The organism is Chryseobacterium sp. CFS15, assembly GCF_031118795.1.
Classification (GTDB): Bacteria; Bacteroidota; Bacteroidia; order Flavobacteriales; family Weeksellaceae; genus Chryseobacterium; species Chryseobacterium indoltheticum.
Window position 1 is genome coordinate 1 of the sequence record NZ_JAVHYL010000001.1, and the last position, 12,961, is coordinate 12,961.

8 protein-coding genes are annotated in these 12,961 nt (G+C 34.9%); 4 read left to right on the plus strand and 4 right to left on the minus strand.

The features are described 5' to 3' along the window. Window positions 1-25: 25 nt before the first annotated feature. Window positions 26-1,351 (minus strand): alpha-amylase family glycosyl hydrolase, encoded by a 1,326-nt coding sequence (locus tag OH814_RS00005; RefSeq protein WP_308826628.1) that lies wholly within the window; start codon window positions 1,349-1,351, stop codon window positions 26-28. Window positions 1,352-1,566: 215 nt separating this feature from the next. Between OH814_RS00005 and OH814_RS00010 the strand changes: the two genes are divergently transcribed. Continuing rightward, the gene (locus OH814_RS00010) at window positions 1,567-2,355 is read left to right on the plus strand and encodes a glycosyltransferase (RefSeq protein ID WP_308826999.1); all 789 of its coding nucleotides are present in this window, start codon (window positions 1,567-1,569) and stop codon (window positions 2,353-2,355) included. 221 nt (window positions 2,356-2,576) lie between these two features. Next, complete coding sequence (locus tag OH814_RS00015; RefSeq protein ID WP_076558088.1) at window positions 2,577-3,602, plus strand: rod shape-determining protein; 1,026 nt, start codon at window positions 2,577-2,579, stop codon at window positions 3,600-3,602. A 152-nt stretch (window positions 3,603-3,754) separates the two neighbouring features. On the opposite strand, the gene OH814_RS00020 is transcribed toward OH814_RS00015, so the two are convergent. After that, window positions 3,755-4,861, minus strand: coding sequence for a PAS domain-containing sensor histidine kinase (locus OH814_RS00020; protein ID WP_308826629.1), 1,107 nt, complete (start codon window positions 4,859-4,861; stop codon window positions 3,755-3,757). After that, window positions 4,854-5,648 carry an alpha/beta hydrolase gene (locus OH814_RS00025; RefSeq protein ID WP_308826630.1) on the minus strand — a complete coding sequence of 265 codons (795 nt, stop codon included), beginning with the start codon at window positions 5,646-5,648 and terminating at the stop codon, window positions 4,854-4,856. Before OH814_RS00025 ends, OH814_RS00020 begins: the two co-directional genes overlap by 8 nt. Window positions 5,649-6,150: 502 nt before the next feature. On the opposite strand from OH814_RS00025, the gene OH814_RS00030 reads away from it, so the two are divergent. Then, window positions 6,151-10,059: a response regulator gene (locus tag OH814_RS00030; RefSeq protein WP_308826631.1), complete on the plus strand. Its 3,909-nt coding sequence runs from the start codon at window positions 6,151-6,153 to the stop codon at window positions 10,057-10,059. A 203-nt stretch (window positions 10,060-10,262) separates the two neighbouring features. Here the strand turns inward: OH814_RS00030 and OH814_RS00035 are convergent, their stop codons facing one another. Further along, on the minus strand, window positions 10,263-11,291 hold the full coding sequence (locus OH814_RS00035) for a saccharopine dehydrogenase (RefSeq protein WP_308826632.1): 1,029 nt from the start codon (window positions 11,289-11,291) through the stop codon (window positions 10,263-10,265). A 608-nt stretch (window positions 11,292-11,899) separates the two neighbouring features. Here OH814_RS00035 and OH814_RS00040 point away from each other — a divergent pair. Next, window positions 11,900-12,952 carry an alpha/beta hydrolase-fold protein gene (locus OH814_RS00040; protein WP_308826633.1) on the plus strand — a complete coding sequence of 351 codons (1,053 nt, stop codon included), beginning with the start codon at window positions 11,900-11,902 and terminating at the stop codon, window positions 12,950-12,952. The last annotated feature ends 9 nt before the right edge of the window (window positions 12,953-12,961 follow it).

The following is a 12,961-nucleotide window of genomic DNA, read 5'->3' on the forward strand; positions in this document are numbered from 1 at the left end:
ATAAGCTTTTAAATTAGATACTTACCTAGTTTAATTGATGTAAAACAATATATTCCCAAGCATTCATATTCAGTATCATATTATCTAAAACTTTCTGCTCTTTTCCGGTAAATAAGTTGGTATAAATTCCCTGATCAAACGATGTGTCGCATTGCACAATTATCGGGTTATTACTTAGATTAATAATCGTTAAAACTCTGTCGCCATCCTTTTCTCTTACAAAAGATATTACTTGATCCAGACGGTCATTCATAATTCTTACCATTTCCCCTCCATGACGACCGTTCCAGAGTGCTTTATTTTTGTGTTTCAGTTCAAAAAGTACAGTATACAAAGTTTCAATTTCATGAGTTTTCCAGTCAATCGGGTCTTTTTCAAAAAATTCCAAAGATCGGTCAAGTCCTGCTTCCTGTCCGCTGTAAACCAACGGAATCCCATCCATCATTACCGTAAAAACGATTACCGCTTTAAGGGTTTCCCCAAAATTACTGTATTGGTTTCCTTCCCAGGAATTTTTGTCATGATTGTCGACAAAATTCATACGGATCGCTTCTTTAGGAAAAAAAGAAACATGCTCTGCCAGATATCCTTCCGTCAGTGTTTTTATACTGGTTCCATGCGTGGCAATTTGGTGCAAAATATTCCACAAATTCCAATTATAAGTGGCATCAAATGCTTTACGATGCAAGTCTTTGTCTTCAGCTTCGGCAAGCATAAAAACTGGTTTTATGTTTTCAAGTTCGGCTCTTGCATTTTCCCAAAAATCAATGGGTACAAAGCTTGCAATATCACAACGATACCCATCAATATTATATTCTCTTACCCAAAATTTAAGAGCATCTGTCATATACTTCCGCAATTCAGAACTTATATAATCCAATTCTATAATGTCATCATAATCTCTCCATCGTGTCGACTGAAAAGTTCCTTTTCTTGATTTCATGTACCATTCGGGATGCTCTGCTACCATTTGATTATCCCAACTGGTGTGGTTGGCAACCCAGTCAATAATTACATACATTCCTTGTTGATGAATGGCATTGATCAGGCTTCTGAAATCTTCTTCTGTACCAAACTCAGCATTAATCGCAAAATAATCTTTTACTGAATAATAACTTCCCAGATTTCCTTTACGATGCAATTCTCCAATAGGATGTATCGGCATCAGCCAGATAATATCAATACCCATTTTTTTTAAACGTGGAAGCTGTTTTTCAACTTCTCTGAATGAACCTTCATCTGAAAACTGCCGGATATTCAATTCATAAAGCGTGGCATTTTTTACCCAATCCGGAGTAGTGAGCTGTACATATTTTTTGGGTTGGTACCGATTTTCATTTTCTTGTATCATAAATATTCAGATTGGAAAGATTGAAAGATATTAGTCAATATTTGTATAAGTAAGAAATGTGCCATTATACAGATGTTTACATTACAATATCAATATTTTGGTCTTTATATAAAAATTAATCAGTCAGGGTAATTTTTTAGACAAATAATTGCGGCAACATGATGTTAAGGTTTAATTTTTGCAAGATGTAGAAAACTGATATAGCAACTTTATTAATCAAAAATAAAAAATTAATGATACCGAAAAAAATACATTATTGCTGGTTTGGAGGCCATGCAAAACATGAATTGGCTGAACATTGTATTGCTTCCTGGAGAAAAATTCATCCCGATTTTGAAATTGTTGAATGGAATGAAAGTAATGCACCTCTTGAGGATAATGAATATGTGAAGGAGGCATTTGCTCAAAAGAAATGGGCTTTTGTTTCAGATTATGTACGTTCTAAAGTAATGTACGAGTACGGAGGGATTTATATGGATACCGATATGGAGCTGAAATTACCTTTGGATGAATTTCTTAATGAAAAAGCTGTTTGTGGTTTTGAAGTAAAAGGTGTTCCTTATTCAGCATTCTGGATGGCAGAGCCAAAACATCAGCTTTCTAAGGATTTTGTCGCATATTATAATAATCAGGAACATTTCGTAGAACGCATTAATACAGATATATTTTCTGAAATGCTTGAGAAAGAATATGGTGCAGACCGTTACAGCGATACCATTCAAAAGCTGAAACATGATGTAACCCTTTACCCGTCTGTTTATTTTTCTCAAGACTTACCAAGGAATTACGTAAGCCATCATTTTAATGGTTCGTGGTTTGGTGGTGACGAAGAGAATACGCATAAAAAAATGGTTAATGTTTACGGGCTTTTGGAGCAGCTTATCAATTATCCTGATGCTTCAAAATCATTGGATGCAGTGATTAACGAACACAAAATAATCGATGTCAACAAACTTTTACACCTTATTCCAAGAGATAAAATAGAGGCATATTTAAAGCAGTAAATTTTTAAATAAACTCTATTTAAAAAGGTTAGCAAAAGTTATTTTTTAGCAGAATCTTAGAAAAAACTAAAAAAGCGGTGTATTTCACCGCTTTTTCTATAAAACAGTTTTATTCATTTTATGTCTATATTTTAACGTATGTTTAACTTCTTAGAAGGGTTTATTTTGGCAGGATATCTCAGGAATAAGCGTACATTTATCGTCTAATAAATTAATGTAAGATGGGGTTATTTGATATGTTTACGGTGGAAATTGCAATGGATCTTGGAACGGCTAATACCCTAATTATATTTAATAATAAGATTGTAATCGATCAGCCTTCTATTGTAGCTATTGACCGATTAACAGGAAAAGCAATCGCTGTAGGGGAAGAAGCAAAGCTGATGCAGGGTAAAACGCACGAAGATATCAGAGTTATACGACCACTGAAAGATGGTGTGATTGCAGATTTTCATGCTTCCGAACATATGATTAAAGAATTTATCAAACAGATTTCTCAAATCAAAGGTAAATTTATACAACCGGCACTTAGAATCGTAATATGCATCCCTTCAGGGATTACGGAAGTTGAAAAAAGAGCCGTTAGGGATTCTGCTCAAAAGGTAAATGCCAAGGAAGTTATTATGATCTATGAACCAATGGCTGCAGCTATTGGAGCGGGTATTGATGTTGAAAGTCCGGAAGGAAATATGATCGTTGATATTGGTGGCGGAACTACAGAAATAGCCGTTATAGCACTAGGCGGAATTGTTTGCGACAGATCATTAAAGTTAGCGGGGGATGTTTTTACGAATGATATTGCTTATTTTATCAGATCACAGCACAACCTGGATATTGGCGAGAGAACAGCTGAGAAAATAAAAATTGAAATCGGTTCTGCATTGGAGGAACTAGAATTTCCTTTAGACGATATTTCGGTACAGGGTAAAGATCTTCTCACCGGTAAGCCTAAGGAAATCATGGTAAATTATAAGGAAATATTTAAAGCCTTAGACAAATCTATTATGAGAATTGAAGATGCTATTTTGGAAACACTTTCTATCACACCACCGGAATTGGCAACAGATATCTATAAGACAGGGATTTTTCTTGCAGGCGGCGGCGCATTGCTAAACGGATTATCAGACAGAATTCACAGAAAAACAGGATTGCCGGTTTTTGTGGCAGAAGATCCATTAAGAGCTGTAGTTCGCGGAACCGGAATTGCTCTTAAAAATATAGATCGATTCAGATTTCTTATGAAGTAGAATCGAGGTTTTTATCTACAAAAAGTAGTTTCTTTTAATTAGCTTAAATCTTTTCAGAATTATTAAAACGCATTTACAAAATTTGTAGATGCTTTATTTTATATTGTTGCTTTTTGAGGCAAAATTGGAATACTAAATATGATACTAAAGCTTTAATTGATGTTCTTAAAAGTAAAACAGGTTTGTTCGTCGTCAGATTGTACCGTTAATGTGCCATGATGTGCTTTTGCAATTTCGGAGGCAATATATAACCCAAGACCTAAACCATTGTGGTTGGAGTGTGATTCGGCTCTTTGAAAAGGATTAAAGAGATTTTCTAATGCTTTTTCCGGAATGGCCGTGCCTTGGTTAATCACATCTATTTTCCAGGAATTTCCATTCACATCAGCTTTTAAAATTATGGGTGTTTCACGGGAACCATGAGTAATTGCATTGGCCAAAAGGTTTGAAACCATTTGTGAGATTCTTCCCGGATCGCATTCTACAAGATTACTAATATTGAATTCTGACTTGATAATTCTATCTGGCCAGGTCACTTTTAATTCGCCACTTACCTGATTCAGAAGTTCTTCCAGATCTACTGAACTTGTATTGATAGAAATGCCACCGCCAAGACGACCTCGTGCAAGATCCATAATATTATCGATCATCTCATGCATTCTTTTTGAACTATTCTCCAATATGTTAACCATTTTTAGATCACGGTCACTAAGTTTTGATCTCAGAAGTACTTGTGTGGCGCCCATTATTCCGCTGAGCGGATTCCGCAAATCGTGGCCAAGCACTGCGATGAATTGTTCCCTGATTACTGCGTTTTCCTGCTCGATATTCAAATTTTTCTCAGCATTTTTTTTTGCAATTTGAAGGTTTTCTTCATAAAGCCGTCTGTCTGAAGCTCTGAAAATCGTAAAACGCATAAAGATAGGCGTATTGTTTTCATCTTTTCTTTCATAGCCATTAATATACACAGGAATTTTTCCTTTGCCCGTGTCTGCCAGTTCTACAGCAACTTCATCGAAGTGACCCTGCATTCTCAACAGAGGCCAAAGATGGGTTTCGAAATAAATCTTCCCACCAATTGAAAGAATGTCAGAAAATCGTTTACCTATGAAATGATCACATGAAGTATTCAGCCAATCTGCTGTGCGCTTATTAATCTTGGTAATGTTTCCTTCACCATCGGTAATGATGAAACCAGATAATGATGACTCAAAAAAATCGTCAAAATCTTCAGAAGATGAAAGTGAGTTTTTAATCATTTAAAAAACTTCTTATTGCTGCAATGGTTTCTTCCGGTGCGCTTAGGTTAGGACAATGTCCGGTGGCTTTCATCACAACAAGTTTGCTGTTCTCGATCTGCTTGTGCATATAGTGCCCCACTTCTAGTGGAGCAATGATATCATTGCTGCATTGAAGGATTAATACAGGAACTTTTGTATGTTGCAGTATATCACGTTTATCGGTCAAAAAAGTTGTTTTTGCGAAATGTTTGGCTATCTCCGGGTCTGTTTTACAAAAACTGTTTGCGAGTTCTTTTCCAAGCTCTTCTCTTTCGGGGTTTCCCATTATTACAGGTGCCATCGCCATTGACCATCCGAGGTGATTATTATTCATCGACTCCAGCAATTCATCTATTTCTGAACTGCTAAACCCGCCAATATAATCTCCCTGATTGATGTAAGAAGGAGAGGGGCCGATGAGAATAAGACTTTTGAAAATATCAGGAGCCTTATTTGCTGCAATAAGTCCCATAATAGCACTTACAGAATGCCCTACAAATACGGCATCTTTAATATTAAGCTCTTTGGCAATTTCTATAATATCTTCAGCATATCCTTCTAGCTCATCATACTTTTGGAATGAGTACGCAGAAAGGTCAGAGTTGCCTGCACCTACATGATCAAAAAGAACAGTTGTATAATTATTCTGAAAAGCAGGATAAACATACCTCCACATGTTCTGATCGCATCCAAATCCGTGTGCAAACATGATTACATTTTCGCCGTTTCCGTTTATAACGACATTATTCCTTTTGATAGCGCTCATTCAATAAAGTAACTTTGGTAAATTTAACATATTAATATTGACAATCCAAAATATTAATTATTTGGTGGATAATTTTTTCAGAAAAATGATTGGTCTAAACAGCTATCAGAATGGCTAACTCCCAAAGTAATACTATCTTTTAAATTACTTTTATTGTTTACCGAACATAATTTATTTATTTTTGCAAATCAATCAGTTAGAATATTCAACTGAAAGATTAATAACAAGAAAAAAAACTTTCAATTGATCAAATTTTTTAAACTCTAAATGATATTTTTTCCCCTAATAACAGTAAAGATAAAGAGTGTCAATCGCTTCCAACAGAGAGTGGAATCACAGTCGTAATCTAAAGACTATTTATTGGTGAGTACTGATTATAACGGTTGAGTGTAAAAAAAAATTGGAATTTGGAATTTTGTTTACATAATTAATTATTAGTAAAAATAATTGATTTTTAAGCTTTAATAAAACTAATATCATTTCTAAAAGAAGACGCTACCATATGGATAAATACCCTGTCCCTGATAACGAATACGAAAGAATTAATAAGCTCAAATTTTTTGATCTTTTGCAGCTAGAGAAAGATCCGAAGCTAGATATTTTTGCAGAAACGGCATCTCTCATTACAGACTGTCCGGCTGCCCTTATCGCAATGATGGAAAGTGATGCGCAGGTCATCCAAAGTTGTATAGGACTCGACCTTGATTCTGTAGACAGGAAAAGTACTTTATGCCAATACACCATTGCTAGTGGCGATGTTGTAATAATCAATGATACATTATTAGACGAAAGGTCTCGAGAAAATCCTTTGATATTAGCAGGAGGAATTCGTTTTTATGCGGGAATTCCACTTTTAGATGATGAAGGATTTGCATTAGGAACTTTATGCGTAATTGATTATAAACCGAAAACCATTACAGAAAAGCAGATCACTGCTTTGAAAAAAATAGGAAGTGCTGTTACCACTCTGTTAATAGGAAAAAGGAATAATATTCAGGCTGAATATTTTCATCAGACTTTCAATATATCCAATAACTTGATCTGTGTTTTGGATAGTAACTTTATGCTGAAGGATGCTAATCCTGCTTTTGAGGAAATTTTTAAGTTCAGTAAAGTAAATGCTACTGGTCAGAATTTTTTTGAGATCCTGGGCAAAGATAATAGTGAATTGCAGCACCTCATCAAAAAACTCACGGATATCCAGGAAGAAGTTACATTTTCTACTTCCACAAAAATAAGCGATGATACGGTGGTTATCGTAGAATGGTCTCTAAAACAGAATCAAAATAACTCTGAAATTTTCTGCTTCGGAATAAACACTACCCAACAGATCGAAGAAAAGCAAAAACTTGAAAGTTCAGAACGCCGCTTCAGAAGTTTTTTTGAAAACGCAATCGGACTAATGAGTATGCATGACATGCAGGGAAATATACTTTCTGTTAATGAAAAAGGCAGAAAAATACTTCAATATTCGCCAGAAGAGGTTAAAAAATTGAATTTAAAAGATCTTGTTCCTGAAAAAAACTGGCCTTTACTTGCCCAATATCTTGAAAGAATCAATAACAATCAGGAAGATCTCGGCACTATGATCCTTAAATCGAAGGAAGGAGAGGAAATGGTCTGGATGTATCATAATCTTGTAGAAACAGATACAGAAGGAATGCCGTATGTGGTAAGTACAGCTTTGAATGTTACAGAAAGAATGTCTCTTGAAAAAGATTTGCTGTATACCAAAAAAATGCTGGAACAAACAAGTTCTGTTGCTCAGGTTGGTGGCTGGGAAGTCAATCTTAAAAACAATACTGTCTTTTGGTCGCAGTCTACCAGAGATATACATAAAATAGACAAGTCATTTGAGCCTAATTTTGAAAATGCATTGGGCTTTTATAGCGAAAAAAGCAGAGAAAAAGTACAATTCTTATTTGAGCGAGCTGTAAAAGAAGGGTTACCTTATGATGAAGAATTACAGCTTATCCGTAATGATGGAGTAATGATCTGGGTAAGGGTGAAAGGCATACCAGAATTTGAGGATGGTGTATGTACAAAAGTATTTGGGATTATTCAGGATGTTGATGTCTTCAAAAAAATATATATCGAGCTGGCTACAAAAGAAGCAATGATGCAGTCGTTTGTTACCTATGTTCCGACTGCGGTCGCGATGTTTGATAAAGATCTCAATTATCTCTCGGTAAGCAGCAGCTGGAAAAATGAGTTTCAGATGCAGGATATAGATCTTATCGGACAAAATATGTTTACAATTTCGCCCGATGTACCGGAAGACAGGAAAAGGATATATAGAGATGCGCTTGCCGGTAAGACCTACATCAATAAAGATATGGCTTTACAAGTTCCTTATAAAGAAGAGATTCAGCATTACAATATTGTCGTAAACCCATGGTATTTATCAGCTAACGTGATGGGTGGAGTTATTGTTTCAGCACAAAATATTACAGAATCTGTAACAACCAATGAAGAGCTTAAAAATGCAAAGGAGATGGCAGATATTGCCAATAAAACCAAATCTGAATTTTTAGCTAATATGAGCCACGAAATCAGGACTCCGCTTAATGGAGTAATCGGGTTTTCCGATCTTTTGCTTCAAACGCCGTTAAACGAGATTCAGACGCAATACCTTAATTATATCAACGAGTCGGGTGAAAACTTGCTCAATATTATCAATGATATTCTTGATTTTTCTAAAATTGAATCAGGAAAAATGGAGCTTTTGATCGAAAAAGCTAATGTTTATGATATGGTGAGTCAGGTAATCAATGTGATTCTTTATCAGTCTCAGAAAAAAGATATCGAACTTCTTTTAAATATCGAACCGGGATTGCCCAAAACAATATGGCTCGATGAAACACGCCTGAAACAGATTCTCATCAACCTGCTTGGGAATGCAGTAAAATTCACAGCAGAAGGCGAAATAGAATTAAAAGTAGAAAAGCTGAGTAGCGACAATGAAAATATTACCTTAAGATTTTCAGTAAGAGATACAGGAATTGGTATTCCGGTAGAAAAACAGCAGCATATCTTTAATGCTTTCACTCAGGAAAATAGTTCTATCAGTAAACAATACGGAGGAACGGGTCTTGGGCTGACCATTTCAAATAATATTTTGAGATATATGGGCAGTCAACTTACCCTTAAGAGCGAAATTGATAAAGGGTCTGTTTTTTATTTTGATATTGAGATTCCTTATGATCTTTCTGATCACAGTGAAGATGAGACATTTAATATCGGCAGAGTTCTTATTGTAGACGATAACGAAGCAAACAGAATTATTCTTCAGCACATGCTTGCATACAAAAACATAGATTCTGTATTGGCCGCTAACGGAATGGAAGCGCTGCAATTGTTATTAGCAGGCGAGCAGTTTGATGTCATTCTCGTAGATTATCATATGCCGATTATCTCTGGATTGGAAACAATTGAAAAAATAAAGCAGTTATTTAATGAGCAAAATAAAGTATCACCTCTTGTCATACTTCATACTTCTTCTGAAGAGCATAATGTTATCAATACAATAAAGAAAGAAGAGAATTCGTATTTCCTGCTTAAACCTATTAAGTCTGAGGAATTATATAAAACATTACGACGAGCTATAAAAAGTTCAGAAAAAGAAACAAGTGCTCAGATTGCGATGCAGAAGGAAGAATCTTTTAATTTCATTAATTCGCCATTCGTTTTGCTGGTTGATGATAATCCTGTGAATATGGTTCTTAATCACAAAATGATGAAATCATTAATTCCTGATTCACGTTTAGCAGAAGCAACTGACGGTATGCAAGCTTTGGAAAAATGCAGAGACCAGCATTTTGACCTTGTGTTAATGGATGTTCAGATGCCAATAATGGATGGTATAGAGGCTACGAAACAGATCCGACTGTTACCAGAATACTCCAATGTGCCAATTATTGGAGTAACAGCAGGAAACGTAGTTGGCGAAAAAGAAAAATGTCTGGATTCGGGGATGAATGACTTCCTTCCTAAGCCACTAAGACAAGCTGATCTTTTAGAAATGCTGAAGAAGCATGTAGGGATTGGTACCCAGCAACTGCCTGAAGATCATTTACAGCCAGAAAAATATTTAGATATGAATCTTCTCAATGAGCAGATGGGTGATGATGAAGATTTCAGAAAAATATTTTTGGAATTAGTGGTACAGCAACTTTCTGAAGCAGAAGAGAATATAAAATCAGGAGTAAAAGAAAGAAACTTAGACTATCTGAAACAGATTCTTCATAAGCTCAGAGGAACTGCCGGAACTGCCGGTTTAGTACAACTTGCAGAACAAACTTCGAACTGGGAAAAACGTATTGATATCAGCATGGATTACACGTCTATGGAAGATGAAATTATTCCTGAAATAGCAATAGGATTAAAATTAATTAAAGATTTAATAAAATAAATAAAAGTGTGGCAATCCTAATTCAGAAGATGACGACGAGGCATCACATGATAACGATTTTGCTGAAGCTAACTATTCAAAACTTTGTCTTTTCTGGCGATAAAAAGGCAAGGAAAGACAAAGAATTTTAAGTAAAATACTCATATTAAGCTAAATAAGTCGTTTCACTTATTGTCGAAAGAAAAATGAATTAATAGTTATTTTTAAATAATTGTTGTTTCGATAGTGATGCCTTCATATTCTGATAATGATTGAAAAAGATGTTCGGGATTGTGGATTTGATGGGCAAAATAAATTTTGTTTTCCAGCTCATTTTTCACTAAGATTTCAGCATGCAGACTGGCAGCGAGCGCGGTAAGTTCAGCCTGGCCTTTTTCACTTTGAAGGCTCAGTTTTTTCTCTCCAAGATGATTCTTAATTACAATTTCAAACACAGACTGATCACCATTTCCACTAGACCCGAAAACAGATCGACGCTGCTTTAATGATAAAATATCGAAAATTCTCATTTTTTGAAAAGCGCCCAAAAGCCATGTTATTAATTTTGAATCATAGGTCATTTTTACATTAACTGTCGGTATTTTTTCAACCTGATTTAAAATATAAAGATCGGGAACATCAAAATTATAAGCCTGTCTTTTTCCAATACCAAAGGAATATCTGAAATCTTCGGAATTCAAAAAATGCTTTACAGAAATTTGTCGATTATTTTGATAATTAATAAATGGTTTAGCAACATTTTCAGCCATAAAATATGCTGAACTTTCACCGGCCAGATCTTGTGTAGAATAGTAAACATACACTTTTACCTCCTGAATATTTTCTGTCTCAGGATAAAGAACTTTAAGAAGACCGCCCACAAGACCGCCCATCCATCCGGAACCGAAGACAATCCTGCTGGTTATTTTATTATTTTCTGCTTTGGCTAGTGCTTTTACAAGATCAGGAGTGGGTTTTGTAATGTCAATATAATCGATACCGTTATCAATGGCAAATTTTAGAATGTGATCTTGTTTATCGTTAACGGCAAGGATTATAAGATTGATATTTCTGTTCAAAACAGGGTTAAAAGTTTCAGGTTTATCGACATCAATCATTAAGTCATATTCTGATATTTCTTTTTTTCTGCTTCCTATAAAAATTTTAAAATCCGGATTTCTGGTTTGAAGAATACGATGAATAGTTTTTCCAACCATTCCTTTTCCGCCGACAATTAAGATATTTGTACGCATTATGTTTTATTTTTCGCAAAATTACAGGAACGCACTTTCTGCTCACAGGACAAATGTCTAAAAAGAAATTTTCCTTTGTTAAACATTGGAACAAAATTTATGGTAGAAACAGCTTTTTACTCTTGAATTTTTAGCTTAAAATAACGCATATAAAAATGATTATCATAATTCTGTTATTCATCCTATTTATACAAATTTGATATATTTGCTGGAAAGATTGATGGTAAAAGTTCTTATCGTCTTTTTATATTCTTAAAAGGTAATTGTTTAATAGAGTAGAAAAACTAATATTTAAGATATATTAAGCGCCTGTTTAAATTACATCGAATTATTTCCCCCGACCCTAAAGGGAGTAATATTTTTGTAATTTTCAAGCTGTTTTTTCCGCACTTAAGGGTTTGGGAAAAAAACCTTGAAAACTTTATTTTAAATAATTTTTAACCTCTAATTTAAACAGACATTTTTTATTTAAATAATGATGAAAGAACTCCTAAAATGTACAATTATCTCAGCTTTTTAAATTAAAATTAATGCAAAACTTTAAAATAATATCAACCGTTTTTGTTCTATGCTCTTCTTTGGTATTTTCACAAAACTTTAAAACATCTATGGCAGCAAAAAATGGGAGAGAATTCCCAAAAATAGATGCTAAAGGAAAAGCAGAATTTAAAGTTTATTTTCCCAAGGCCAAGTCTGTAGTTCTGGAAGGGGGAGATGGAATGCAAAATGTAAAATCTACGGCAACGAAAGATCAGAATGGCTTTTGGAATATTTCAACTTCACCATTAGAGATTGGTTTTCATTATTATTGGTTGAATGTGGATGGTAAACGCACTAATGACCCGAATACTGAACTTTACTTTGGCTACGGCCAGCCCACAAGTGGAATTGAGATCTATTCCGGAGAAGATTTCTTCTTTAAAAAGGATGTAAAACACGGGAAAATCATTAATGACAGCCTATATTCTGAAATTACCGAAGGAAAACGAAACATCAAAGTATATCTTCCGCCAAGCTATGGAACCAAAAAATTCCCTGTTTTATATCTCTATCACGGCACTGGCGAAGATATTACAGGCTGGGAAAAGCAAGGATATTTAGCTAATATTCTCGACAATCTTTTTGCAGAGAAAAAAGCCGAAGAAATGATTGTAGTGATGGATTATGGTGTAGCCCTGAATCCTGAAGAAGAAAAAATGCCTGACGATTACCCAAGAACGGTACTTTCTTCACAAAATATAGACAAAATAATCGTTAACGAGCTGATTCCTTACATTCAAAAAAAATATAAAACCAATGACGATAAAGCTGTTGCAGGGCTATCGAGAGGAAGTTACCAGGCAATGCTTATCGGTGCGAATCATCCCGAATTATTTTCAGCAATTGGATCTTTCAGTCCTGTAATCTATGAAGGAACAGAGCTTCAGCCTTTCAAGCATCTTCCGATTGGTAATTTGTTGAAATCAAAGAAAAAACCATTTTTATTTCTAGGAATTGGTACAAAAGAGGATAAGCGGTTCCTGGATTATAACAATATTCTGACCAGTTATTTTGATCAAAACAAATATCCATACGTTCAGTATAAATCAGCAGGAACCTATCACGAATGGCTTACCTGGAGACGTTGTCTTTATGAATTTGCACAGAAAATATTCCGGTAGTTTTGGCTT

Coding starts and splice junctions, on each gene's coding strand:
- OH814_RS00005 (WP_308826628.1), bottom strand. CDS start 1,351: ATGATACAAGAAAATGAAAATCGGTACCAACCCAAAAAATATGTACAG.
- OH814_RS00015 (WP_076558088.1), top strand. CDS start 2,577: ATGGGGTTATTTGATATGTTTACGGTGGAAATTGCAATGGATCTTGGA.
- OH814_RS00020 (WP_308826629.1), bottom strand. CDS start 4,861: ATGATTAAAAACTCACTTTCATCTTCTGAAGATTTTGACGATTTTTTT.
- OH814_RS00025 (WP_308826630.1), bottom strand. CDS start 5,648: ATGAGCGCTATCAAAAGGAATAATGTCGTTATAAACGGAAACGGCGAA.
- OH814_RS00030 (WP_308826631.1), top strand. CDS start 6,151: ATGGATAAATACCCTGTCCCTGATAACGAATACGAAAGAATTAATAAG.
- OH814_RS00035 (WP_308826632.1), bottom strand. CDS start 11,291: ATGCGTACAAATATCTTAATTGTCGGCGGAAAAGGAATGGTTGGAAAA.
- OH814_RS00040 (WP_308826633.1), top strand. CDS start 11,900: ATGGCAGCAAAAAATGGGAGAGAATTCCCAAAAATAGATGCTAAAGGA.